The sequence below is a fragment of the Nonomuraea sp. NPDC049028 genome (genome assembly GCF_043197735.1).
Classification (GTDB): Bacteria; Actinomycetota; Actinomycetes; order Streptosporangiales; family Streptosporangiaceae; genus Nonomuraea.
Genome location: NZ_JBICTR010000012.1, coordinates 152,903 through 177,193 on the forward strand (window position 1 = coordinate 152,903; position 24,291 = coordinate 177,193).

The window sequence follows — 24,291 nt, forward strand, 5'->3', positions numbered from 1 at the left end:
ACCTCGGCTACACGATGAGCGCCCGGTCGCGGCCCAGGTGGTGGCCGCGCAGGTCGGTCAGCACGCCGGGGCTCGGCGTCTCGGCGATCTCCGGCGCGATCTCCACGCCGAGCGAGATCGGGGTGAGCCCCTGGATCGCCTGCTGGATCCGGTTGCGCCACATCGGGTTGCGCACAAGGCTCTCCCTCCCGAACGTGACGGTGAGCACCGCCGCGTCGAGCGTGCCCTGCCTGCTGATCGCCAGCTCCCACCTGGACACGCCGTCGATCTTGGCCAGGGCCTTGTCGATCCGCGGCAGCGACAGCCACACGCCCCGCACCAGCACGTGCTCGCCGACCGTGTGGACGGGAGCGGGCAGTCCGGGATCGGCCGCGGCCGAGTCGGTACGCACCACCTGGCCCGTACGCAGGACGGCGTCGCCGAGCGACGAGTGGCTGTGGGGCGTGATCACCAGCTCGGCCACCCCTGACGGCTCCGACGGCCGCAGCACGTCCTTGGTCAGCGAGGCCAGATGCAGCAGGCCGTCCGTCAGCGGGGTGAGCGGGGCGCCCTCCGCCGCCCGCCAGGCCAGGGCGCCACCGCCGAACGGGTCGGCGTACACCTCGGTCACGTGGGCGTCGAACTCGCCCGCCAGGTGGCTGAGTGTCCGCTTCGAGGCGATCTCCCCGGTCAGGACGATGTGCCGCAGCCCCAGGTCAAGGGGGTCCAGCAGGAACTCCAGGTGCAGCCTGGCCAGCAGATCCATCGCGCCCGTGGGGGTGGCGACCAGCGTGGTGGCGCCCAGGGTGGACAGCGTGTGGATCAACCGCATGCGGCCTCGCGGGCCCACCGAGGCGGCCGCCGACGCCACGTCCGCCGCGGCGGCGGCCCAGAGCGCGCCCGCCGGTTCGGCCAGCGCGACCACGACCCGGTCGCGGTCGCCCACTCCGGCCGCCCGCAGCGCCGCCCCGGTCAGCTCCTGCGCCGCCGCGCGGTCGCCGGGCGCCAGCGGGAAGGCGCTGGAGGCGTCGGGGGCGACCTGCAGCAGCCCTGTGGCGGACCGCGCGCCCGTACGGAGGTCGTCCCGCGTCAGCCACCGCGCGCCGACGGCCTCCGCCGACGCGTCCCGGTCGCTCGCGGAGCCGGAGCCGCTCAAGGGGCCAGGGTCCGGGCTGGTCACTTGGTCACCTCGGTCATGAACAGCTTCATCGCCTCGCAGACCCGTTCGTGCGCCAGCCCGCCCACCTGCGCCTGGATGATCAGATCCGTCGCCCCGGCCTCCGCGATCCTGGCCAGCGCCTTGCGCGAACCCGCCACGTCGTCCACCACGACCATCAGGTGCTCCCGCAGCGTCGCCATCGCCTCCTCCGGCGGCATCCCGGCCGCGAGCTGGCCGAGGACGCGATGGGTGGCGTGCCGGGCGTCGTAGTAGTCCGGCGGGGTGACGAGGTTGACCTGCCGGCGGATGTACCAGAGGACGGCGTCGGCGGCCGCCTCGTTGGCCTGGTCGCGGGTGGGCGCGACGAACCAGGGGATCATCAGCGCGACCCGGCGGGAGTCGGGGTCGAACCCGGCGGCGGCCAGACGCTCGCGGTATTGGGCGATGTCGTCCGCCACGTCGTCGATGCCCTTGACCATGGTCATGCCGAGCAGGTTGTAGCCGTGGTCGGCCGCCGCCAGATAGCCCTCCAGCGACGTCGAGGCCACCCAGACCGGCGGATGCGGCTGTTGCACGGGACGCGGGTAGACCGCCACGTCCGGGATCTCGAAGAACTCGTTCGATCGGCTGACCGGCTCCCCGTCGGCCCGCCAGATGGCCAGTGTCGCGTCCAGCGAGTCCTCCCAGATCTGCCGGGACTTCTCGAAGGGCCGCTGGAAGGCCTGGTACTCCAGGGGCGAGGCCCCCCGCCCGGTGCCGAACTCCACCCGGCCGCCGCTCAGCACGTCGAGGGTGGCCACGCGCTCCGCGGTGCGGATCGGCGACTGGAACGGCAGCAGCACCACGCCCAGCCCGAGATGGATCCGCTCGGTCCGCTGGGAGATCGCGGCCAGCACGAGATCGGGCGCGGAGGAGTGGGAGAACCCCCGCGTGAAGTGGTGCTCGACGAACCAGGCGGTGTCGAAACCGAGCCGATCACCGAGCACGACCTGGTCGATCACGTTCTGGAACGCCTGTTGCTCGACCTCGCGGGAGCGCCCGCGCACCTCCAGCTCGTAGCCCAGGCTGATCCGTAGGGACGTCATCGCGCCTCCGGCGAAAGTAGTAAACCAAGCGCTCGCTTGGTAGAGACTATCAGCACCAAAGACTTGCGGGAAGGGCGCGTTCGCGATCAGAGTGATGCACGTGAGGCGAAAGCACGCGCTAAGGCGGCCGAAAGATGGCACGCTCCCCGATATGGGGGCCGATGATTTCTCCCTCACGAGCGGGCGCGGTTACGAGGCGTTCGGCCGGGTGATGGCCGCTCTCGCCACGGAGGCCGAGTTCATCGAGTCCTGCCGGGATCTGACCTGGTGGCGGGGCGCCGACCACAGCTGGCACATCGAGTGGCGCGACGGCCCGTACGCCTCAGAGGTGGCGGCGCTGCTGGCCGAGCAGGTGCGCGCTCCCGCGTACGAGGACGAGCTCGGCGCGCCCGCCGGGCCGGGTGACAGCCGGTCGGCGGTGCTCGACGTGATGGGCGTCCGCTTCGAGTTGCGGGCCATCGATCCGCTGGGCCGCGAGCGCGTACGCGACAAGCCGGGCTTCTGGCGGCTGGCCGAAGCGCTCGACACCACCCGCGCCACGAACGCCCCGCGCCCCTGGGAAACGCTACTGGGCGGCTAGCCCGGCCTGAAAGACGTGCGCGCCCAGGCGCTCGCGGTGCGCCTGCGGCGGGCCGAAGAGCTGGGCGTCGGAGGTGGCCCGCTTGAGGTAGCGATGGGCCGGATGCTCCCAGGTCACGCCGATCCCGCCGTGGACCTGGATGTTCTCGCCCGCCGCCGTGAGATACGCCTCAGTGCAGTAGGACCCGGCGATCGCCGCGAGGGACTCCGACCCGGCCGCCGCCAGCGCCGCCGATCTGGCCGACTCCACGAGCAGCAGCAGGTCGGCCAGCTTGTGCTTGATCGCCTGGAAGGAGCCGATCGGCCTGCCGAACTGATGGCGCAGTTTGGCGTGCTCCGTGGCCATCTCCAGGCAGCGCTCGGCCCCGCCCACCTGCTCGGCCGCCAGCGCCGCGATGCCGAGGTCGCGCACCCGGCTCCACGTCGCGCCGTCGCCGGCCGGCCGCGCCGGGGCGTGGTCGAAGGACAACTCGGCCAGGGGCCGGCTCTCGTCCATGGTCGGGTACGCCACGCGCCGCGTCGGCACTGCCTCGACCAGGAGCCCGTCGGCGTAGGCGAGCACCACGTCGCCCTCCAGCGCGTACGGGACGACGCCCGTGAGCAGGCCGTCCCGGAGGGTCAGGTCGCCGTCGCCGGGTAGGACGACGGTCGCCGTCACCGAGCCGTCGGCCAGCGCGGGCAGCAGCCGGCCCATCGCCGCCTCGTCGCCGCCCGCCTTGAGCGCCTCGACGGCCAGGACGGCGCTCTGCAGGAAGGGGTACGGGGACAGGGTCCGGCCCAGCTCTACCGCCACCACCGCGATCTCGGCCGGGCCGCAGCCCGCTCCGCCGTACTCCTCCGGGACGGCGAGTCCTGCGGTGTCCAGCTCGCGGGCGAACGCCGCCCAGGGCGCGGCGGGGCGGTCGGCGAGATAGGCGCGGACGACGGAGCGCAGCTCGTCTGTGACGGTCACCGAGCCAGTTTAACCAAGCGATTGCTTCGTTGCATTCGGTTGGCCGAAATTTGCCTTTTCTGGACGGCCACATAATCTGGTTGTGGTATTGCGACAAGTTGCGAAGGGAGGGTTGACCAGGCAATGGACGTAAAAGAGAGCACGATCGACTACGCGGAGTTCGCCGCGTACGACCGTGACCAGCGCTGCATCGAACGCCATGTGCTGGGGGCCTTCCTCGGCGGGCTGGTCGTCGGGCTCGTGGGCATACTCGCCGACGGTCGCGGTCCCCAATGGCTCGGCCAGGTCTATGACCCGTACATGTATCTGGGTCTGGCTCTGCTCGTCGGGGCGAGCGCGGCGGGCTTCGGGTGGGCGTTGCTCACCACGTTTCTGGCCTCCCTGTCCATGATCGTCGTGACCCTGGGCGGCAGCATGGTGCGCGGCGGGCCCGACATCGGCGGCGTGGGTGTCGGCGGCTCCGCGGCCGGGCTGAACTGGACGCTCTGCCTGCTGGTCGGGCTGGGCCTGCTCGCCTACGTGACGAGGCGGCCGGATGTCTGGGGCGACCTGGCCGCGGGCCTCATCGGCGCCCTGCTGCTCGCCGACGTGATCGACCGCGCGACGCCCGGCTTCATCCACAGCGACCCCGCGTTCTGGCCCGGCCCCGCGCCCGTGCTCGGCGCCCTGTCCGTCGTGCTGGTGATGGCGCTGCGCCGCGGCAAGGCGGGCCGGGTGCGCGCGCTGGCGCTGACGGCGGTCCTTGTCGGCCTGTTCGCGGTCGCGGTGGCCGGTTCGCTGGGCGGCTGGGTTCCCATCGCGGGATAAGGCCGCGCGGCGAGTCGCTCCTAGTCGATAGCCTGTAGTCCTCATATCCAGGCCGAACAAGGAGTAGCCGTGTCGCTGCGCATGTCGTCGTTGTTTCTTCGCACCCTGCGGGACGACCCGGCAGACGCGGAAGTGCCGAGCCACAAGCTCCTGGTCCGCGCCGGTTATGTCCGGCGGGTGGCGCCCGGCATCTACTCGTGGCTGCCCCTCGGCAAGATGGTGCTGGAAAACGTCGCCAAGGTCGTCCGCGAGGAGATGAACCGGATGGGCGGCCAGGAGGTGCTCTTCCCCGCCCTGCTGCCGCGCGAATACTACGAGGCCACCGGTCGCTGGACCGAATACGGTGACACGCTTTTCCGGCTCAAGGACCGCAAGGGCGTCGACTACCTGCTCGGCCCCACGCACGAGGAGCTCTTCGCCGACATGGTCAAGGGCGAATACTCCTCGTACAAGGACTATCCGGTCACGCTCTACCAGATCCAGACGAAGTACCGCGACGAGGCCAGGCCCCGCGCGGGCATCCTGCGCGGTCGCGAGTTCCTGATGAAGGACGCCTACTCCTTCGACCTCGACGACGAAGGACTCAAGCACTCCTACGAGCAGCACCGCGAGACCTACATCCGGACGTTCGACCGGCTCGGCATCGATTACAAGATCGTGTTCGCCACGTCGGGCGCGATGGGCGGCTCGGCCTCCGAGGAGTTCCTGGCGCCCACGCCCACCGGCGAGGACACCTTCGTGGCCTGCCGCTCCTGCGGCTACGCGGCCAACGCCGAGGCCGTCACCACGACCGCGCCCCCGGCCCGCGCCCTCGACGGGCTGGAGCCGCAGCGCGTCCTCGACACCCCCGACACCCCGACCATCGAGTCGCTGGTGTCCTACGTCAACGAGCGCCACGGCCTGTCGATCACCGCCGCCGAGACCCTGAAGAACGTCGTCGTCAAGGTCACCACGCCCGGCTCCGACAAGGTCGAGACGCTGATCGTCGGCGTGCCCGGCGACCGCGAGGTCGACTTCAAGCGCCTGGAGGCCGCGCTGGCCCCCGGCGAGCCCGCCATCTTCGAGGCCGAGGACTTCGCCAAGCACCCCGGCCTGATCCGCGGCTACATCGGCCCGCAGGTCCTGCGCGACCTCGGCATCCGCTACCTCGTCGACCCCCGCGTGGTCACCGGCACCTCCTGGGTGACCGGCGCCAACGAGCGCGGCAAGCACGCCGCCCACGTGGTCGCGGGCCGTGACTTCGTCCCCGACGGCACGATCGAGGCCGCCGAGGTGCGCGCCGGAGACCCGTGCCCCCGCTGCGGCTCGCCGCTGTCCATCGACCGCGGCATCGAGATCGGGCACATCTTCCAGCTCGGCCGCAAATACGCCGACGCGGCCGGGCTCGACGCCCTGGGCCCCGACGGCAAGCCGATCCGCATCACGATGGGCTCCTACGGCATCGGCGTCTCGCGCGCCGTGGCGGTCATCGCCGAGCAGGCCCACGACGAGCTCGGGCTGGTGTGGCCGCGCGAGATCGCGCCCGCCGACGTGCACATCGTGGGCACGGGCAAGGACAACCAGATCGAGGTGGCCCTCCAGCTGGCCGCCGAGCTGGAGTCCCGCGGGCTGCGGGTGCTCGTCGACGACCGGTCCGGGGTCTCGCCCGGCGTCAAGTTCAAGGACGCCGAGCTGCTCGGCCTGCCCACGATCGTGGTCGTGGGCCGCGGGCTGGCTCAGGGCGTGGTCGAGCTCCGCGACCGGGTCACCGGCGTCAAGGAGGAGATCCCGCTCGACACGGCCGCCGACCGCGTGCTGGCCGCCTGCTCGTAACGCGAAGCACGGCTCTCCCTTCGGTCAAGGGGGAGCCGTGCTGCTCTGCCAGGGGGAGTCGTCAGTCCATGGCCGCGGGCATGGAGATCTTGCCGCGGCGGCGGAGCACCACGGGCCCGATCAGGCAGGCGGCGGCGATCACCAGGATGGCCAGCGACACGGGCCGGGTGAAGAACACCGCCGGGTCCCCCTCACTGAACGCCAGGGCCCGCCTGAACTGCACCTCCATCAGCGGCCCGAGCACCGCCCCGAGGATCAGCGGCGCCACCGGATAGCCGGCCCGCCGCAGGACGAACCCCACCAGCCCGAACCCGTACGCCACCAGGATCTCGAACACGCTCTGCGAGGTGGCGTAGACACCCAGCGTCGCGAACGTCAGGATCGCCGCCGTCAGCAGCGCGGCCGGCACGCTCAGCAGCTTCACCCACAGCCGGATCAGCGGCAGGTTCAGCACCAGCAGCATCACGTTGCCGATGTAGAGGCTGGCGATCAGCGTCCACACGAGCACCGGTTGCTGATCGAACAGCTGCGGTCCCGGCTGCACGTTGTAGATCTGGAAGGCGATCAGCAGCATGCTGGCCGTGGCCGAGGTGGGGATGCCGAGCGTGAGCAGCGGCACCAGCACGCCGGAGAAGGCCGCGTTGTTGGCCGCCTCGGGCCCCGCCACGCCCTCGATGGCGCCGTGGCCGAACTCCTCGGGGTCCTTGGCCAGCCGCTTCTCGACGTTGTAGCTGAGGAAGGTGGGCAACTCGGCGCCGCCCGCCGGCAGCGAGCCGATCGGCAGGCCGAACGCGGTGCCCCGCAGCCACGGCCGCCAGGACCTGCGCCAGTCGTCGCGGGTCATGCCGATGCGCCCGGTCACCTTCACCGGCGGCTGCTCCTGCCGGTTCCGCTGGGCCGCGGTGGCGACCGCCTCGGCCACGGCGAACAGGCCGACGGCCAGCGCCACGACCGGCAGCCCCTCGTACAGGTCGGGTACGCCGAAGGCCAGGCGCGGCTGACCGGTCATCTGGTCGATGCCCACCATGCCGATCGCCAGCCCGAGGAAGAGGCTGGACAGGCCGCGCACGATCGAGTCGCCCATGAGCGAGGTGACGGTGACGAAGGCGAGCACCATGATCGAGAAGTACTCGGCGGGCTGGATCGACTTGGCGATGGCCGACATTCCGGGCGCCAGGAACGTGATCACGACGGTGGAGATCGTGCCCGCCACGAACGAGCCGATGGCCGCCGTGGCCAGCGCGGCCCCGGCCCGGCCCTTCCGCGCCATCGGGTAGCCCTCGAGCGTGGTGGGGATCGACGCCGTCTCGCCGGGGATGTTGAGCAGGATCGCGGTGGTGCTGCCGCCGTACATGCCGCCGTAGTAGATCCCGGCGAACATCACGAACGCGCCCACCGGGTCGAACACCATCGTCAGGGGCAGCAGCAGCGCGATCGTCGTGGCCGGGCCGAGGCCCGGCAGCACGCCGACGAGCGTGCCGACGGTGACGCCGAGCAGGCCGAGCAGCAGGTTCTGCAGGGTGAGCGCGTGCGCGAAGCCGTCGAGCAGGTGGCCCAGTACGCTCATCTCAGATCGCCAATCTGATCAGGCCCGGAGGCAGCGTGATGCCCAGCACCCGGTCGAACAGCACATACGTGGCCAGCGCCAGCAGCAGGCCCACGACCAGGTCGCGCACCAGCTTGCGGCTGCCGAGCACGCGGGCCACCGCGACGAAGAACAGCGTGGTCGCCTGCCAGTAGCCCACGGGCGCGAGCAGGACCGCGTACAGAGCGAGCGCGCCGATGAGGAGCAGCACGGGACGCCAGTGCACGCCCTCGTCCTCGCCGCCCTCGCGGGTCACCGGAGCGCGAAACGCCTGCACCACCCCGATCACGGCCACCACCGCCATGCCGATGCCGACCAGGAGCGGGAAGGCCCGTGGCCCGACGGCCTGGTAACCGCCGCCGTCAGGGATCATGAACGCCTGCGCCAGTACGACCAGCGCGACCGCCAGGAACCCCGCCGAGACGAGCCGGGTGCTCACTTGCCCAGTCCCAACTCGCCGAGGATTGTGGTGATCTGCCCGCGCTGCTCGGTGAGCACCTGCTTGAACGAGTCGCCCGGGGTCCAGGCGTCGACCCAGTTGTTCTGCTTGAGGACCTGCTGCCAGCATGACGTCTGCCGCATCTTGTCGATCATCTTGACGACGTCCTGCTGCTGCTCGGCCGACAGCCCCGCCGGGGCGAGCACGCCGGCCATCGTGGAGATGGCCTGGTCCGACAGCCCCAGTTCCTTCAGCGTCGGGGCGTCGATGCCCTCGATCCGCTTGTCGCCGTCCACCGCGAGCGCCTTGAGCTCTCCGGCCTGGAGTTGCGCGCGAAGCTCGGCGACGGTGTCGATGCCCGCGGTGGCGGCACCGCTGAGCAGCAGGTTCATCGACTCGCCGCCGCCCGCCGTGGGCACGTAGTTGACCTGCTTGGCGTCGATGCCCTGGCCCTTGGCCAGTCCCGCGACCGTCATCTGCCCGGGGCCGCCGAGCGAGCCGCCGGTCCACTTGATGCCGTGCGGGTTCTTCTTCATCGCGGCCAGCAGCGACTTCAGGTCCGCGTACGGCGCGTTCTTCGGCACCACGATCGCGCTAGGACCCCTACTCAGCCCGGCGATCGGGGTGAGCGTGGTCAGGTCGACGGGCGAGTGGTTGTTGACGATGCCACCGAGCATGGTCGCGCTGTCCATGACCATGAGCTGGTAGGGGTCGCCCTTGCTCTTGGCGAACTGGGCCAGCCCGATCGTGCCGCCCGCGCCGGGGACGTTGATGACCGTGGCCTTCGCGGTGGTGATCTTGCACTGGCTGAGCGCGCCGGCGATGCCGCGGGCACGAGTGTCCCAGCCGCCGCCGGGGCTGCCCGGCGCCATGATCGTCAGAGGCTTGCTCGGGTATTCGGCGCCTGCCTCGGCGCTCTCGCCGACCGCGCAACCGGTGGCCAGAACCGTCAGGACGGCGGCGGCAACAATGATCTTCATGAGGTCTCCCGGGGGGTGAGAATCGAGGTGAAGAAGTCCTTGACCGGCTCCAGCACGCTCATCGGCTGGTGCGCCACGCCGGGCACGACGTCGAACCTGACGTTGATGCCGTGCGCGGCGAAGTTGTCACGCAGCGCCGCCAGCCGTTCGACACGGGTGGTTCCGTAGGCGTCGGCGCCGTCCATCCAGTTGGCGTCGCCCTGGTTGTTGATCTCCCAGGTCTCGACGTCCTCGGCACCCACGACCATCTGTACCGGCACCGCCCCGAGCTCCTCGATCCTGGGCGGCTGGCCGAACTCCTCCTCGAACCCCTTGAGCCCGATCCACCACGGGCTGTCCCAATCGATGTACGATATCCGCCCTGGTGCACCAATTGACACTCCGGCCAACCGGTCCGGATGCAGGTAGGCGAACCGATGGGCGAACTGGCCGCCGCCGGAGAAGCCGTGCAGGAGGAACCGCTCGGTGTCGACGTTGAAACGCTCGCCGACCTCCTCGACCATCGCCAGCAGCACGTGGTCGAAGCGGATGCCGCGGTAGTTGATGAACTTGAAGCCGTGCAGGTCGTCCGCGTCCTCGATGCCCGCGGGGAACAGCGGCGCCAGGACCAGGCAGCCCTGCTGCTCACCCCATTCGGCGAGGTTGTCGCGGTACTGCGGCCCGCGCCGTCCCGTCCCGTGCTGCATGACGGCGATCGGGACCGGCGGGCCGTCGGGCGAGTGGGCCGTCGGCACGTAGAGGCAGTAGGAGAAGCGCTGGTCGTATCGGGAGGCGAAGATGGTGGTGGACCCGCTGAAGTAATACTCCCGGGGGTGCTTAACCGCGCCGCCGTTTTCGTGTAGTGGTGCCTTGGCCATGGCGCCACAGCCTGGACATATATCCAGTTTCGGACAAGGAGATTGCCGCCAACGCGGTAATGTGCAACGTGCCCGTCACGCTCCTCCTGTCCTCCACCGACCCGGCCTCGATCACCATGGGCGTCTCCCCGCTGGCCGAGCTCTGCGCCTGCCTGCACGCGCTCGACGAGCCCGGACACCACCCCGCGGCGGCCCGCTGGGTGGCCAGGGTCCACACGGAGGCCGACGAGGACCTGCTGGCCAGGGCGACGGCGTGGGCGCCTCTGTGGAGTGCCTTCCGGGCCCGCTACCTGCTGCCGCTGTCCGCCGGCCGGTCCAGGACGCTCGAAGACGAGCTGGCCGAGATCGAGGCGCTGCCGATCGGCGACTTCACCGCCATGACCCTCCAGGCGCTCATCGGCAAGAACAGCGCCGGCGTCGGCGGCGACGTGCTCCAGCGCCTCAGACTGATCTCCTCCAGCAGGGTGGAGCTGGGCACCCGAGTGCAGAACGACCCCTGGGGCTTCAGGCGCGAACTGACCGGCTTCCTGGCCGACTTCGCCGCCGCGGCCTTCGAGGCGGACTGGCCGGGCCTGCGTACGGCGCTGGCCGCCGAGGCCGCGGTGCGCGAGCGGACGATCGCGGTGCACGGCCCCATGGCGCTGGCCGACTTCCCCACCGCCACGGCCGTCGAGGGCGGGCGTCGAATCGTCCTGGACAAGCTCTACAACGCCACCGCCCGCATCGGCGCCGACCGGCCCTGCCTGCTCGTCCCCAGCCTGTACGGCCGCCCGCACTTCGTGGTCAAGCACTATCCGGGCTACCCCGTGGTCATCCAGTACGGCGTGGGCACCTCCGCCGGGGTCTCCCTGGAGACCGCCCGGCAACGGCTGGCCGTCCTCCAGCACCCGACCCGTCTCAAGCTCTGCTACGCCATCCTGCGCAACCCGGTGGCCACCTCGGAGCTCGCCAACCAACTGGGCATGACCGCCCCCCAGGTCTCAAGACACCTACGCCACCTGAGGGAGGCAGCGCTGGTGCACGTGCACCGGCGCGGCTCGGTGGTCTACTACCAACTCGACGCCGAGGCAATCGAACGCCTGGGCAGCGACCTACTGACGGTGCTCTACCGCTGAACCGCCCGCATCCGATCACTCCCGCTCCCCGGAGGGGACTCCCCTCCTTGGAGGCCTCTGCCACGACGGACGGTCTTCTTCCTCGCCCCCGGAGGGGATGCCCTTCCCAGGGACCCCAGCCACGACGGACGGCCTTCTTTCGCTCCCCCGAAGGGGGTATCTCCACAAGGACCCCAGCCACAACAGACCGTCACAGAGACTGAGACGGTCGTGTGGACGGTGAGCCGCTCTCAGCCGGTAGGCCCCGACATGCCGGGAAAGGCCGTGGTGATCGCGGGACGGAAGGAGTAGGAGCGGGCCACCGACTCCTGCATGGCCAGCGCGGCGTACCGGCGCAGCGACGCGTCGTCCGACGCCACCAGCTCCAGGTAGGCGGCCGTGATGCCGCCCTCCACGTGGACCGCGAGCTGAACCGCCTGCGCCGCCGTGGACGGCACGATCGGCAGGGCGTAGCCCCCCTCGGGCTCGGTCGGCGTGCCGCCCCGGGTGGTGATGGCGGTGCGCAACTGGTCGCGTCTGGCTCGATGGGCGTCGAACGCGGTCGTGACCCGCGACCGCAGCGAGCCCGTGGTGCGCGCGCCGATCAGCCCGTACGCGAAGACGGCGGCATGCTCGGCCGACAGCGCCTTGCGCAGCTTCTCCACATCGGCCGGTGTCACGTCGACCTCGGCAGGGCCAGGGCGTGGGCGGCCTCGCAGGCGCCGATGGCGGCGATGAGCTGGGCCAGCTGCGGCGAGACGCCGGCGAGCTGGCGGACGCGGAGCGCCGCCGCCCGGCGCTCGGCCTCACGCAGCCGCGACACCGACGTCTTCGGCACGGGAGCGGGCGTCTGAGGCGCGGGGGAGGAAGGGGATGGCGTGGGCCCGCCGGGCAGGCGTTTGCGCAACTCGTCGAGGTGAGCCTGATGGCGGTCGCGGAACGGGGTCAGCTTGGTCGCGCCGCCCGCGATCAGCGCGGAGTAGAGGGCGATCGTGTGTTCCTTGTCGGCGATCAGCTGCCGCAGCAGCACCCGCTCAGGATCTTCCGACGGAGTGGGCGACGGCTGGGGGGTGTCGGACGCGTCGCATCCCGACAGGGCCGCGGCGGCCGCTCCGCCCGCCAGCACGGCTCGCCGTGACAGAGAACGCGGGCGCACGGGCAGGGACCTCCTGTAAACGGAACGCAGATAGCATCGTACGGTCTTGCGCTCGCTCCCCGTGTCAGGCGACGCTCGCCATTCGCACGTGCCGAGTGGCGCTCTCTTCGTGCCCTCGTACAGATAGGGTGTCAACTGTCGTAGCTGGCTGAGCGGCCAGGCGACTTGAGAGCCAGAGGCGAGGTCCGCCCGGCTGAGACATGACAATAGGGAGGTCGATATGGGCAGCGCATCACCCCGCGACCACCTGATGAAGCTCCTTGAGCCCGTCGTCGGCGCGGAGGGCCTCGATCTGGAGGACGTCACGGTCACCCAGGCCGGCAAGCGCCGGCTGCTGCGTGTGATCGTCGACCGCGACGGCGGCGTGAGCCTCGACGACGTGGCCGACGTCAGCCAGGCCGTCTCCGCGGCGCTCGACGACGCCGACGCGATGGGCCAGTCGGCCTACACGCTGGAGGTCTCCTCGCCGGGCGTCGACCGCCCGCTGACCGAGCCGCGTCACTGGCGGCGCGCGGCCAAGCGGCTGGTGAAGGCCGAGATGAGAGATGGTTCCGTGGTGGAGGGCCGCGTGCGCTCCGCGGACGAGAGCGGCGTCGAGCTCGACGTCGACGGCGCCGGGCGCCGATTCGACTATCAGGACCTGGCCCGCGGACGGGTGCAGGTGGAGTTCCGCCGGTTCGACGACGAAGACGTCGACGGCGACGAAGGCTAAGGGGAAAGCCTCGTGGACATCGACATGAGCGTCCTGCGCAGCCTGGAGCGGGAGAAGGACATCTCCTTCGACCTGGTCGTCAAGGCGATCGAAGACGCGCTGCTGATCGCCTACTTCCGCACCGAGGGTGCCGCGCCCAAGGCGCGCGCGGAGCTCGACAGGACGAGCGGGCACGTGACCATCTTCGCCGCCGAGATCGACGACGAGGGCGAGATCGTCAGGGAGTTCGACGATACGCCGGGCAACTTCAGCAGAATCGCGGCGACCACCGCCAAGCAGGTCATCCTGCAGCAGCTGCGCGACGCCGAGGACGAGATCAACTTCGGCGAGTTCGCCAGCCGCGAGGGTGAGCTGGTCTCCGGTGTGATCCAGCAGGGCAAGGACCCGCGCGTGGTGCTGGTCGACCTCGGCAAGATCGAGGCCGTCCTGCCGCACAACGAGCAGGTGCCCGGCGAGGACTACGTGCACGGCGAGCGCATCCGCGCCTATGTGGTGCAGGTGAAGAAGGGCCACAAGGGCCCTTCGGTCACGCTGTCGCGTACCCATCCGGGCCTGGTCAAGAAGCTGTTCGCGCTGGAGGTGCCGGAGATCGCCGACGGCACGGTGGAGATCGCCGCCGTGGCCCGCGAGGCCGGTCACCGCACGAAGATCGCGGTCAGGTCGCGCAGGCAGGGCGTCAACGCCAAGGGCGCGTGCATCGGCCCGATGGGCTCGCGCGTGCGCAACGTGATGACCGAGCTGCACGGCGAGAAGATCGACATCATCGACTGGTCCGAGGACCCCGGCGAGTTCGTGGGGAATGCCCTGTCGCCGGCCCGCGTTTCCCACGTTGAGGTCCTCGATCTCGAAGGCCGGGTCGCGCGGGTGACCGTGCCCGACTACCAGCTCTCCCTGGCCATCGGCAAAGAGGGACAGAACGCCCGGCTTGCCGCGAGGCTCACTGGATGGCGGATTGACATCAGGCCTGACACCCAGGCCGAGGATGCTGCCGGTTCCGTAGATGCGTCAACACGGTAAGCTGGAATATGGTGGCCACGCGGCTCCACAGCGCACCTGTGTGGGCTGCAGGGTCCGTACGGCTAAGTCCGACCTGCTCCGCTTGGTGCGGGTCGAGGATCACGTGATCCCTGACCTGCGAGGACGGCTTCCTGGTCGAGGTGCGTCACTGCATCCGTCCGAGAAGTGTCTGGAGCTTGCCGAGCGTCGCCGAGCGTTTCCGCGCGCGTTCCGCGTGCCGGGGCCGCTTGACGTCTCGCGCGTGCGGGTGCACCTGGAGAAGGGGAACCAAGAAATGTCATGTAGGACGCCGAGTTGATGGGCGGAGTCAGATTGCTATGAGCGCCTGATGAGCACGCGGCGATGAAGATGTCAAGGTAGCGACGGTCCGGACGGCACAGCCAGCCTCCCGGGCCGAGTAAGGGAGTGCAGTGGCGAAGGTCCGGGTATACGAGCTCGCTAAGGAGTTCGGCGTAGAGAGCAAGGTCGTCATGGCCAAGCTCCAGGAGATGGGGGAGTTCGTCCGTTCGGCGTCCTCCACCATCGAGGCGCCGGTGGTCCGCAGGCTCACCGAAGCATTGGGCGCATCCAAGGGTGGGTCCTCGAGGGGCGGCGGTTCGTCGTCCAAGCCGCAGCCGCCAAGGGCTGCTCCCCGGCCGGCGGACAGCCTGGCCGGTAACGGCGCCGCGGAGGCGCCGACCCCAACATCAGCTCCGCGTCCTGGTCCGGGCCCCAGGCCCGGTCCGCGTCCGGGTCCGGCAGGTCCCGCGGGCGGCGGTCAGCCGCGCCCGCCGGTGCCGATGCCGCACCAGCCGCAGCCTGAGCCCGAGCGTGCCGACACCTCCGGCGCTCCGCAGGCGCGTTTCGACAGCGGCACCCGTCCCGCGCCCGCTGCGGGCGCCCCCACTCCGGGCCCGCGTCCCGGTCCCGCCGCCCGTCCGGGTCCCAAGCCCGGCCCCGCGGCGCGTCCCGGCGCGCCCTCCGGTGGCGGCGGCCCGGCGGCTCCGCGTCCCGACCGTGGTCCGTCCGATCGTGGCCCGTCCGACCGTTCCCCCTCCGGTGGCGGTCCTCGTCCGGGTCCCGGTCCCAAGCCGGGTCCGCGCGGCCCGCGTCCGGGCAACAACCCGTTCTCGTCCAACGCCAGCGGCATGGGCCAGTCCCGGCCGCCGCGTCCCGGTGCCAACCGCGATGGTGGCGGCACCGGTCCCGGCCAGCGCGAGCGTCGTGACGGTCCGCCGCGCGACGGCGCGGCCCCGCGTCCCCCGCAGGGTCGTGGCGGCGACGGCAGGCCCGGTGCGGCCGGTCCGCGTCCTGGTCCGCCCGGTGCGGCCGGCCCGCGTCCCGGTCCCGGTGCGGGCGGTCCCCGTCCCGGCGGTCCGCGTCCCAACCCGATGATGATGCCCCAGGGTCGTCCCGCCGGTCCCGGCGGTGGCGGCGGCGGTGGCCGTCCCGGTGGTGGCGGCGGTCGTCCCGGCGGCGGTGGCGGCGGTGGCCGTCCCGGTGGCGGTGGCGGCGGCGGTCGTCCCGGTGGTGGCGGCGGTTTCGCCGGTCGCCCCGGTGGCGGCGGTGGCGCCGGTCGTCCGGGCACGAGCACCGGTGGTCCCGGTGGCGGCGGCGGTTTCGCCGGTCGTCCCGGTGGCGGCGGCCGTGGCCGCGGTGGCGGCACGGCGGGCGCGTTCGGGCGTCCCGGTGGCCGTCCCACGCGTGGCCGCAAGTCCAAGCGCCAGAGGCGCCAGGAGTTCGACAACATGTCGGCCCCGGCGATCGGCGGCGTGCAGGTCGCGCGCGGCAACGGTGCGACGATCCGCCTTCCGCGCGGCGCTTCGCTGTCCGACTTCGCCGACCGGATCGGTGCCAATCCCGCCTCGCTGGTGCAGATCATGCTGCACCTCGGCGAGATGGTGACCGCCACCCAGTCGGTCAACGAGGAGACGCTGCAGCTGCTCGGCTCCGAGCTCGACTACAACATCCAGGTCGTCAGCCCGGAGGAGGAGGACCGCGAGCTTCTCGAGGCCTTCGACATCGAGTTCGGCGAGGACGAGGGCGACGAGGCCGACCTGGCCGCGCGTCCGCCGGTCGTGACCGTCATGGGTCACGTCGACCACGGTAAGACCAAGCTGCTCGACGCCATCCGCAAGACCAACGTGGTGGCGCGCGAGGCGGGTGGCATCACCCAGCACATCGGCGCTTACCAGGTCGCCACCGAGCACGAGGGCGAAGAGCGCAAGGTCACCTTCATCGACACCCCGGGTCACGAGGCGTTCACCGCCATGCGTGCCCGTGGTGCCAAGGCGACCGACATCGCGGTGCTGGTGGTCGCGGCCGACGACGGCGTGAAGCCGCAGACGATCGAGGCGCTCAACCACGCCCAGGCGGCCGACGTGCCGATCGTGGTCGCGGTCAACAAGGTCGACAAGGAGGGCGCCGACCCCAACAAGGTCCGTGCCCAGCTCACCGAGTACGGCCTGGTGGCGGAGGAGTTCGGTGGCTCGACGCTGTTCGTCGACATCTCCGCCAAGAACGGGACCGGCATCGAGCAGCTGCTCGAGGCCATCCTGCTCACCGCGGACGCCGAGCTCGACCTGCGCGCCAACCCGGCGATGGACGCTCAGGGCATCGCGATCGAGGCGCACCTCGACAAGGGCCGTGGCCCGACCGCGACCGTCCTGGTCCAGCGCGGCACGCTGCGTGTCGGCGACTCCATCGTCTGTGGCGAGGCCTACGGCCGCGTCCGGGCGATGCTCGACGACAACGGCGACCTGGTCGAAGAGGCCACGCCGTCCCGTCCGGTCCTGGTCATGGGTCTGACGGCGGTGCCGGGCGCGGGTGACAACTTCATCGTCGTCACCGACGACCGGATGGCCCGTCAGATCGCCCAGCAGCGCGCGGCGCGCAAGCGCAGCGCCGATATGGCGAGGTCGAGCCGTCGCCTGACCCTCGAGGAGCTGTTCAGCAACCTCGAGAAGGGTCGCGTCGACGAGCTCAAGCTCATCATCAAGGGTGACGTGTCCGGTTCGGTGGAGGCCCTGGAAGACGCCCTGCTCAAGATCGATGTCGGCGACGAGGTCAGGCTCCGTGTCCTGCACCGCGCCGTCGGTGCGATCACCGAGTACGACGTCAACCTGGCCGTCGCCGACGACAACGCGGTCATCATCGGCTTCAACGTCCGGCCTGAGCCCCGGGCGCGCGACCTGGCCGAGCGCGAGGGCGTCGACATCCGCTACTACTCGGTCATCTACCAGGCGATCGAGGAGATCGAAGCGGCGCTCAAGGGCATGCTCAAGCCCGAGTTCGAAGAGGTCCAGATGGGCACCGCCGAAGTCCGCGAGGTCTTCAAGGTGCCGAGGATCGGCAACGTCGCCGGTTCGCTGGTCCGCTCCGGCACGATCGTGCGCAACAGCAAGGCCCGGATCATCCGCGATGGCGTCGTCATCGCCGACAACCTGACCGTCTCGTCGCTGCGTCGCTTCAAGGACGACGCGACCGAGGTCCGCGAGGGCTTCGAGTGCGGTATCGGGGTCGGCTACAACGACATCCGGATCGACGACGTCATCGAGACGTTCGAGATGCGGGAGAAGCCGCGCGCGTAACACGCGGCCGGGCGCCCGGCGGACCATCCGCCGGGCGCCTCTCGCACGCCTGGGCCCGCTTTCCACCGCAGCGGGGCCGGGGTGCCTTCACACACCAGGACAAGCGGTGGTTGCCAACGATGTATGTGGGTGCTCTGACCCTGGACATCCTGCTCGGCGACGTACATTCGCTGAAGCAGAAGCGTTCCGTCGTGCGACCGCTGGTCGCCGAGCTGCACAGGCGTTTTCCCGGTGTCGCGGTGGCCGAGACCGGTCACCTCGACCTGCACCGCCGGGCGGAGGTCGGCATCGCCGTAGTCTCGGGCTCGGCGGGCAACTGCCAAGAGGTATTGGACGCCTGCGAGCGCATGGTGGCCTTCCGCCCTGAGATCGAGCTGCTGTCGGCGAGACATCGGCTCTACAACGACGAAGACTGAACGACTGCACGGCCTCCGGGCCGTGCGTGAGGGGGAGCGAACATGGTGGATGCAGCACGAGCGCGCAAGCTCGCCGACCGCATCCAGCAGATCGTCGCCGAGATGCTGGAGCGCCGGATCAAGGACCCGCGCCTGGGCTTCGTCACCGTGACCGACACGCGCATCACCGCCGACCTGCGTGAGGCCACGGTCTTCTACACGGTGTTCGGCTCCGATGCCGAGCGGGCCGACACTGCGGCCGCCCTCGACAGCGCGAGAGGCATCATCCGCTCCGAGGTGGGCCGCCAGACCGGTGTCCGCTTCACTCCGACGCTGGAGTTCAAGCACGACCCGCTGCCCGACAGCGCGCGCCAGCTCGACGATCTGATCAACGCCGCCAAGGCGAGGGACGCCGAGGTGGCGCGCAAGGCCGAGGGCGCGACCTATGCCGGCGACCCCGATCCCTACCGCAAGCCGGAGGAGGACGACGAGCCGGACCTCCTCGGCAAGCCTGACGAGGACGGGCAGCCGGCGACGTGACGCCCGACGTGCGCGACAGAACCGATCGCCCGCCCCACCCGGGTCCGGGCACATCGGCTGAGGGCACGTCGGGGCAGGGTCGTGTTCAGGCTCTGCCGCTCACCGGCGCGGACGGCGCGCTGCCGCCGTCCGGCTCGGTGATCCCCGAGCCCGCCTGGCGGCGCGCGCTCGACCTGATCGGCAAGGCCGACGAGATCGCGCTGGCCTGCCACGTGTCACCCGACGGCGACGCGCTCGGCTCGATGCTGGCCACCGGCTCCGTCCTGCGGGCCCAGGGCAAGCGGGTCGTCGCCTCCTTCGGTGACCGGCAGTTCGACGTGCCGCGCCTGCTGCGCTTCCTGCCCGGCCAGGACCTGCTCGTGCCGCCGGCGGACTTTCCGGCGGAGCCGGAGCTGATGATCACCTTCGACTCCTCGACGCCCGACCGGCTGGGCCTGCTGGGCCCCAACACGGCCAAGGCCCATGAGGTCATCGTGGTCGATCATCACCTGTCCAACACCGGGTTCGGCACGCTCAGCCTCATCGACCCGCACGTGGCCGCGACGGCCGTGCTGGCCGAGCAGCTGATCTACCGGCTCGGCGGCAGCCTGGACCGTGACATCGCCACCTGCCTGTACGCCGGGCTGGTGACCGACACCGGTTCGTTCCGCCACGCCTCGACCACGCCAGAGGTGCACCAGATGGCCGCCCGGCTGGTCGCCACCGGGCTGCGTACCGACGAGATCGCCCGCGAGCTGTGGGACCGGTCTCCGTTCGGCTACCTCAAGGTGCTGGCCGCCGCGCTCGAGCGGGTGTCGCTGGAGGACGGCCTGGTCTGGACATACGTGCCCCGGGTCGACCGGGTTGCGTACGGCCTGCCGTACACCGAGCTGGAGGGCCTCATCGACATCGTGCGGCGCACGGACGAGGCCGAGGTGGCGGTGGTGCTCAAGGAGGACGACCAGGGAGCCTGGCAGGTGTCGAGCCGGTCCAAGGGCACGGTCGACGTCGGCGCGATCTGCGCCGTGCTGGGCGGCGGCGGTCATCACAACGCGGCCGGATTCACCTCGCACCTCAGCGTCGAGGACACCATTGCGGCGTTCCGGGCGCTGCTGCCGAGTCGAGACGGAGAGACTTGATGGCCGAGAGCGGCTTGATCATCGTGGACAAGCCGGCCGAGTGGACGTCCCACGACGTGGTGGCCAAGATGCGGCGGCTGGCCGGCACCCGGCGGGTGGGCCACGCGGGCACCCTCGACCCCATGGCGACGGGCGTGCTCGTGGTCGGCGTGGAGAAGGCGACCCGGCTGCTCGGGCACCTGGCGCTGACGGAGAAGGTCTACGAGGCCACGATCCGGCTCGGAGTGACCACCAACACCGACGACGCCGAGGGCGAGGTCATCTCGACGGCCCCGGCGGCCGAGGTGCGCCCCGCCGAGGTCGAGAAGGGCATCGCGGCGCTCACCGGCGAGATCATGCAGATCCCGCCGCAGGTCAGCGCGATCAAGGTCGGGGGGCAGCGGGCGTACAAGCTGGCCAGGGCGGGCGAGGACGTCGAGCTGGCCGCGCGGCCGGTCACCGTGAGCGAGTTCTCCGTGCTGGACATCAGGGCGCACGACGACGTGATGGACATCGACGCGGTGGTGACCTGCTCCAGCGGCACCTACATCCGGGCCCTGGCCCGTGACCTGGGAGCCGGGCTCGGCGTCGGCGGGCACCTGACGGCGCTGCGCCGCACCCGGGTCGGCCCGTACGACCTGTCGCGGGCCAGGACCATCGACCGGCTGGCCGAGGAGTGCGTGGTTCTGCCCATCGGGGAGGCGGTGTCGGCGGCGTTCCCGCGCTGGGACCTCACCGCCGAGGAGGCCAGGGTCGTCAGCCACGGCGGACGGCTGCCCGCCGCGGGGCACGGCAAGGGCCCGATCGGCGTGTTCGGGCCGGAGGGCGAGCTGCTCGCGCTGGTGGAGGAGCAGGGCCGCATCGCCAAGCCCCTGGCCGTGTTCATTTCCTAGACGTCATTTCCTAGACGTCATTTCCTAGACGTCATTTCCTAGACGTCATTTCCTAGACGTCATTTCCTAAGAACCGCCGGTCGTCTGGTGGGCGACGTTCGACGGCGGCCCGTAGCGGAAGGCGCGTACCCGGTAGGACGCGCGGCTCTCCTCGGGCAGCGTGACCAGGCCGAAGGCGTTGACGTCCGGATCGAGGGCGGCGACGACCCGGAAGTCCGGCCGGCCCGACGGGCGGTCCTCCAGCAGGAAGCCCTCCTCGTCGGAGGTCCGGTCGGTCCACCGGAACGCCACGCCGTCGGCCTGCGTCACGATGGCCCGCAGATCCGACGGCGCCGCCCCCTCGCTCCTGACCGGCCGCGCCCCTTTCGGGCCGCCGGGGATCGTCCGCGGCTCCGACCAGCCGGGCTGCGGCTTGGCGTACGGGCCGCCGCCCAGTGCCACGTCCACCGGCGCGGAGGCCTGGCCGTAGTAGGGCCGCAACCGGTAGTAGAACGGCGTGCGCGGGATCAGATCGGGATGCGTGTACGTGCTCTGCTCCGGCGGCAGGAACCCCAGGATCGTGTACGGCCCCTGTGGCTCGGTGGCGAACTCCAGGACGTGCCCGGAGGCGTCCGGCTCGCGGCCCTCCCAGCGCAGCGTGATGTCGGTCGGTGACACGAGGGTGGCCGTCAGGTGGATCGGCGTCTGCGGCGGCGTCGAGCAGGCGGCCGTCAGCAGGAGTAAAGCCACCAGAGCTGCTCTCATCGCGCTACTTGCGCCAGAACTGGATGCCGCTCCACTCGACCGTGGCGGGACCCTTGCCGCTGCCCGTCCGGTAGGCGCCGAACTTGTCGTAGAAGCTGCCGCTCTCACTCGACACGGTGTGCTTCAGCGACCCGTTGATGTAGGTCCGATGGGTGCTGCCGACCACGTGAACGGTGTTGACGCGGACCGTCGTGCCGATCGTGGCGCCGGTGGCGATCGTGTCGCCGCCGTGCACGGAGTAGAGCCGGCCGCCGCGTTCGACGGCGAGCATGAAGAACGGGCCGGTCGTCTTGAAGGTCTGCTTCAGGCTGATGCGGGTGCCTTCCAGACTGGTGATCTTGAAGTAGCCCTCGAACTGGCGGGTGCCGCTGGAGTAGGTGGCGTAGCGCCGCTCGGCCCGCTGGTCGCCGCTACCGGTGGAGCAGCTCAGCTTGAAGGTCAGGTCGTTGACGTCACCGCAACCCCGCTCCTGGACGGTGAACGTCGGCTCGTACGAGGTCCAAGGTCCCGACTCCACAGGGTCGGCCGCGGCGGGCAGGGCTGGGACGAGTAATCCGATCGCTAACGCGCCCGTGGTGACTAATCGCATCGTTCCTCCCGATTAGGAAAGTTTCCTATCAGGATTCATAGGATCACTCGTCACACTCCTCGTCAAGAGTTGTGATGCGAGCTGTCGGAAGCGGGAGAGAGATCCGACCTCTTATGGCTTGCGGGCCACCATGATGTCGCGGACGATCGCCTGATCGACCCAGTGCTCGAAGTCCGGCAGATCGACCACGTCGAGCCCCGCCTTGGCGAGAATCTCGGCCAGGTCGTCGCGGGTGCCGCCATAGGTGTTCCACGAGATGCCGAGGGCGCCGCCGGGCCGCAGCAGCTCCGCCCAGACGGGCGCGGCCTTCCTGATGAGCTCCAGGGGGCTGCGCGACAGCCCACCGCCGCCGCCCCTGCTGCCGTGCTGCACGCCATAGGGGGCGTCGGTCACCACGACGTCGAAGGACCGCGGCTTGAAGAACTCGCGGCTGCGCAGGGTGTCCGCGTTGACCACGGAGACGCGCTGCGTGTCGCCGGACTTGAACTCCTCCTTCGACCGGCTGAAGGAGATGTTCAGTCGCCGGCCGACCAGCGCCCGCTCACGGCGTACGGGCACGGTCTCGGCGGTGTGCTTGAACCGCTTGTTCTTCAGCCAGGTCTTGAGGAAACCGGTGTACGCCTCGAAGTCCTTGCTGTCGACATCAGCCCCATAGGCGTCATATCCGTACATAAGGGCCTGGTTGAGCGTGGTGCCACGCCCGCACAGCGGATCGAACACCGACAACCGCTCGTCCAGCCGCCGGTCGCTGGCCAGCACCGTGACGTTCAGCAGCAGCTTGGTGAAGTGCTCGTTCGTCTTGCCGGCGTATTTCTGGATCGTGATCAGATCGCTGCTGAGCCGGTCGAGCGGCGACACGGTGAGCGGCCGCAGCAGCTCGCCCTCGATCCCGTAGAGCGCGTAGACCGAGGAGAGGTTGGACAGCAGCGCGACGTCACCGGCGCCGAGCGGCGCGGCCGTCTCGAAGGTCACGTACGGCAGGCCGCCGATCACGCTCTCCCCGAGGTCCGACACCTCGGTCTCCAGGGCCCGCCGGCCGAAGAAGGCCAGCTCGGCGAGGGTCAGGCGGACCGCGCTCTCACCGTAGACACGGTTGAAGGCAGGCAGGATCAGAAGTGCGTATCGAGGCATGGTGCGGCCGATGCTACCCCCTCGATTGGAGCTGACGCGGCGCCGCATGGCAGGCTGGTGGGGGATTGATCCGCGACAAGCGAATGGGGCCGGGCGTGCAGGGTTCGGAAAGGTCCGCCGTCACGATCGGCGTATTCGACGGCGTGCACCGCGGGCACCAACAGGTGGTCGAGCGGGCCGTGGCCGCCGCCCGGGAGCGTGGTCTGCGCGGCGTCGCGGTCGTCTTCGAGCCGCACCCCGCCGAGGTCGTCCGGCCCGGGTCCCACCCGGCCCGCCTGACCACGCCGAGGCGCAGGTCGGAGCTGCTGACCGGGCTCGGCGTGGGCGAGGTGTGCGTCGAGGAGTTCACGCTGGAGCTGTCCAGGATGAGCCCCGGCGAGTTCGCCCAGTCGATCCTCGCCGACCGGCTGCGGGCCGCCGTGGTCGTGGTGGGGGCGAACTTCACCTTCGGCCACCGCGCGGCCGGCACCACCGAGACCCTGGTCGCGCTCGGCGAGAAGTACGACTTCGCCGTCGAGGTGGTCCCGCTGCTCGACGGGGTCTCCTCAACCGAGATCCGCGGCCGGCTGACGGCCGGTGACGTCGAGGGCGCCACGGCCGGCCTGGGCCGCCCGCACCGGGTGGAGGGCGTCGTCGTGCGCGGCTACCAGCGCGGCCGCCAGCTCGGCTTCCCCACCGCCAACGTCGAGACGCCGCCCCACACGGCCATCCCCGCCGACGGGGTCTACGCGGGCTGGCTGGAGTGCGTGCCCGTCGCCAACCTGCCCGCCCTCTACGCGGGTGAGCGCTGGCCCGCCGCCATCTCCGTCGGTACCAACCCCACCTTCGAGGGGGTCCCGCGCACGGTCGAGGCGTACGCGCTGGACCGCGACGACCTGGAGCTGTACGGCGTGCACGTGGCGGTAGACTTCGCGGCGAGACTGCGGGGAAACACCCGGTTCGACTCGATCGAAGAGCTCATCGCCCAGATCCACACCGACGTCGACCAGGCCAGGCGGCTGACCTCGGGCTGAGGATAGATGACGCGGCGCTTGACCGCGATGGTAACCTTGCATGTCGGTCCAGTGACGGCGGCGCTGCGCGCTGCTCTGACGGCCTTCGCCGCGGCGACTGTAGGCAC

General features: G+C 70.6%; 25 protein-coding genes. 13 read left to right on the forward strand and 12 right to left on the reverse strand.

What is annotated here, in order from left to right; all coding sequences use genetic code 11:
- Positions 1-7: 7 nt before the first annotated feature.
- Both ACGFJ2_RS42170 and ACGFJ2_RS42175 read right to left on the reverse strand, forming a co-directional pair.
- The gene (locus tag ACGFJ2_RS42170; protein WP_393478111.1) at positions 8-1,159 is read right to left on the reverse strand and encodes a hypothetical protein; all 1,152 of its coding nucleotides are present in this window, start codon (positions 1,157-1,159) and stop codon (positions 8-10) included.
- Complete coding sequence (locus ACGFJ2_RS42175) at positions 1,156-2,223, reverse strand: LLM class flavin-dependent oxidoreductase (protein WP_393478114.1); 1,068 nt, start codon at positions 2,221-2,223, stop codon at positions 1,156-1,158. The genes ACGFJ2_RS42170 and ACGFJ2_RS42175 overlap by 4 nt, the downstream gene beginning before the upstream one ends.
- Before the next feature lie 151 nt (positions 2,224-2,374).
- On the opposite strand from ACGFJ2_RS42175, the gene ACGFJ2_RS42180 reads away from it, so the two are divergent.
- Positions 2,375-2,803 carry a hypothetical protein gene (locus ACGFJ2_RS42180; RefSeq protein WP_357946738.1) on the forward strand — a complete coding sequence of 143 codons (429 nt, stop codon included), beginning with the start codon at positions 2,375-2,377 and terminating at the stop codon, positions 2,801-2,803.
- Here the strand turns inward: ACGFJ2_RS42180 and ACGFJ2_RS42185 are convergent.
- Positions 2,789-3,754, reverse strand: a complete 966-nt coding sequence (locus ACGFJ2_RS42185) for an acyl-CoA dehydrogenase family protein (protein ID WP_393478116.1) — start codon at positions 3,752-3,754, stop codon at positions 2,789-2,791. The genes ACGFJ2_RS42180 and ACGFJ2_RS42185 overlap by 15 nt on opposite strands.
- A gap of 123 nt (positions 3,755-3,877) precedes the next feature.
- Between ACGFJ2_RS42185 and ACGFJ2_RS42190 the strand changes: the two genes are divergently transcribed.
- The gene (locus ACGFJ2_RS42190) at positions 3,878-4,561 is read left to right on the forward strand and encodes a hypothetical protein (RefSeq protein WP_357946744.1); all 684 of its coding nucleotides are present in this window, start codon (positions 3,878-3,880) and stop codon (positions 4,559-4,561) included.
- Positions 4,562-4,630: 69 nt separating this feature from the next.
- Positions 4,631-6,373, forward strand: a complete 1,743-nt coding sequence (locus ACGFJ2_RS42195; RefSeq protein ID WP_393478120.1) for a proline--tRNA ligase — start codon at positions 4,631-4,633, stop codon at positions 6,371-6,373.
- A 61-nt stretch (positions 6,374-6,434) separates the two neighbouring features.
- Here the strand turns inward: ACGFJ2_RS42195 and ACGFJ2_RS42200 are convergent, their stop codons facing one another.
- Genes ACGFJ2_RS42200 through ACGFJ2_RS42215 form a run of 4 tightly spaced genes read right to left on the reverse strand, consistent with a single transcriptional unit; the run spans position 6,435 to position 10,234 of the window.
- A complete protein-coding gene (locus tag ACGFJ2_RS42200) occupies positions 6,435-7,940 on the reverse strand; it encodes a tripartite tricarboxylate transporter permease (RefSeq protein ID WP_357946748.1) in 1,506 nt (501 codons plus the stop codon).
- A gap of 1 nt (position 7,941) precedes the next feature.
- Entirely contained in the window at positions 7,942-8,397 is a 456-nt protein-coding gene (locus ACGFJ2_RS42205; protein WP_358174517.1) for a tripartite tricarboxylate transporter TctB family protein, read from the reverse strand.
- Positions 8,394-9,377: a tripartite tricarboxylate transporter substrate binding protein gene (locus ACGFJ2_RS42210; RefSeq protein WP_357946753.1), complete on the reverse strand. Its 984-nt coding sequence runs from the start codon at positions 9,375-9,377 to the stop codon at positions 8,394-8,396. The genes ACGFJ2_RS42205 and ACGFJ2_RS42210 overlap by 4 nt, the downstream gene beginning before the upstream one ends.
- Complete coding sequence (locus ACGFJ2_RS42215) at positions 9,374-10,234, reverse strand: PHB depolymerase family esterase (RefSeq protein ID WP_357946755.1); 861 nt, start codon at positions 10,232-10,234, stop codon at positions 9,374-9,376. Before ACGFJ2_RS42215 ends, ACGFJ2_RS42210 begins: the two co-directional genes overlap by 4 nt.
- Positions 10,235-10,302: 68 nt before the next feature.
- Here ACGFJ2_RS42215 and ACGFJ2_RS42220 point away from each other — a divergent pair, with 68 nt between their 5' ends.
- The gene (locus ACGFJ2_RS42220; protein WP_358174511.1) at positions 10,303-11,349 is read left to right on the forward strand and encodes a DUF5937 family protein; all 1,047 of its coding nucleotides are present in this window, start codon (positions 10,303-10,305) and stop codon (positions 11,347-11,349) included.
- Between the two features lie 230 nt (positions 11,350-11,579).
- Here the strand turns inward: ACGFJ2_RS42220 and ACGFJ2_RS42225 are convergent, their stop codons facing one another.
- On the reverse strand, positions 11,580-12,008 hold the full coding sequence (locus tag ACGFJ2_RS42225; protein ID WP_358174508.1) for a ferritin-like domain-containing protein: 429 nt from the start codon (positions 12,006-12,008) through the stop codon (positions 11,580-11,582).
- A complete protein-coding gene (locus ACGFJ2_RS42230) occupies positions 12,005-12,484 on the reverse strand; it encodes a hypothetical protein (protein ID WP_393478126.1) in 480 nt (159 codons plus the stop codon). The genes ACGFJ2_RS42225 and ACGFJ2_RS42230 overlap by 4 nt, the downstream gene beginning before the upstream one ends.
- A 220-nt stretch (positions 12,485-12,704) precedes the next feature.
- Here ACGFJ2_RS42230 and rimP point away from each other — a divergent pair, with 220 nt between their 5' ends.
- The 8 genes from rimP (at position 12,705) to truB (ending at position 20,707) form a co-directional block, all read left to right on the forward strand.
- Positions 12,705-13,196, forward strand: coding sequence for a ribosome maturation factor RimP (gene rimP / locus ACGFJ2_RS42235; RefSeq protein WP_225299403.1), 492 nt, complete (start codon positions 12,705-12,707; stop codon positions 13,194-13,196).
- A gap of 12 nt (positions 13,197-13,208) precedes the next feature.
- The gene (gene nusA / locus ACGFJ2_RS42240) at positions 13,209-14,213 is read left to right on the forward strand and encodes a transcription termination factor NusA (RefSeq protein ID WP_357654416.1); all 1,005 of its coding nucleotides are present in this window, start codon (positions 13,209-13,211) and stop codon (positions 14,211-14,213) included.
- Positions 14,197-14,511, forward strand: coding sequence for a YlxR family protein (locus ACGFJ2_RS42245; protein ID WP_357946766.1), 315 nt, complete (start codon positions 14,197-14,199; stop codon positions 14,509-14,511). Before nusA ends, ACGFJ2_RS42245 begins: the two co-directional genes overlap by 17 nt.
- Before the next feature lie 112 nt (positions 14,512-14,623).
- Complete coding sequence (gene infB, locus ACGFJ2_RS42250; protein ID WP_393478131.1) at positions 14,624-17,782, forward strand: translation initiation factor IF-2; 3,159 nt, start codon at positions 14,624-14,626, stop codon at positions 17,780-17,782.
- 119 nt (positions 17,783-17,901) lie between these two features.
- Positions 17,902-18,198 carry a DUF503 domain-containing protein gene (locus ACGFJ2_RS42255; RefSeq protein ID WP_225299410.1) on the forward strand — a complete coding sequence of 99 codons (297 nt, stop codon included), beginning with the start codon at positions 17,902-17,904 and terminating at the stop codon, positions 18,196-18,198.
- Between the two features lie 42 nt (positions 18,199-18,240).
- Complete coding sequence (gene rbfA / locus ACGFJ2_RS42260; RefSeq protein WP_357946772.1) at positions 18,241-18,717, forward strand: 30S ribosome-binding factor RbfA; 477 nt, start codon at positions 18,241-18,243, stop codon at positions 18,715-18,717.
- Positions 18,718-18,725: 8 nt separating this feature from the next.
- A complete protein-coding gene (locus tag ACGFJ2_RS42265) occupies positions 18,726-19,835 on the forward strand; it encodes a bifunctional oligoribonuclease/PAP phosphatase NrnA (protein WP_357946774.1) in 1,110 nt (369 codons plus the stop codon).
- A complete protein-coding gene (truB, locus tag ACGFJ2_RS42270) occupies positions 19,835-20,707 on the forward strand; it encodes a tRNA pseudouridine(55) synthase TruB (RefSeq protein WP_357946776.1) in 873 nt (290 codons plus the stop codon). Before ACGFJ2_RS42265 ends, truB begins: the two co-directional genes overlap by 1 nt.
- A 66-nt stretch (positions 20,708-20,773) precedes the next feature.
- On the opposite strand, the gene ACGFJ2_RS42275 is transcribed toward truB, so the two are convergent.
- The 3 genes from ACGFJ2_RS42275 to ACGFJ2_RS42285 all read right to left on the reverse strand — a co-directional run bounded on the left by ACGFJ2_RS42275 (position 20,774) and on the right by ACGFJ2_RS42285 (position 23,171).
- Positions 20,774-21,436, reverse strand: coding sequence for a fibronectin type III domain-containing protein (locus ACGFJ2_RS42275; protein ID WP_393478137.1), 663 nt, complete (start codon positions 21,434-21,436; stop codon positions 20,774-20,776).
- A 19-nt stretch (positions 21,437-21,455) separates the two neighbouring features.
- Positions 21,456-22,040 carry a hypothetical protein gene (locus ACGFJ2_RS42280; RefSeq protein ID WP_357946781.1) on the reverse strand — a complete coding sequence of 195 codons (585 nt, stop codon included), beginning with the start codon at positions 22,038-22,040 and terminating at the stop codon, positions 21,456-21,458.
- A 111-nt stretch (positions 22,041-22,151) separates the two neighbouring features.
- Positions 22,152-23,171 carry an SAM-dependent methyltransferase gene (locus ACGFJ2_RS42285; RefSeq protein WP_358174493.1) on the reverse strand — a complete coding sequence of 340 codons (1,020 nt, stop codon included), beginning with the start codon at positions 23,169-23,171 and terminating at the stop codon, positions 22,152-22,154.
- A gap of 83 nt (positions 23,172-23,254) precedes the next feature.
- Here ACGFJ2_RS42285 and ACGFJ2_RS42290 point away from each other — a divergent pair, with 83 nt between their 5' ends.
- On the forward strand, positions 23,255-24,184 hold the full coding sequence (locus tag ACGFJ2_RS42290; RefSeq protein WP_357948116.1) for a bifunctional riboflavin kinase/FAD synthetase: 930 nt from the start codon (positions 23,255-23,257) through the stop codon (positions 24,182-24,184).
- Positions 24,185-24,291 lie beyond the last annotated feature (107 nt).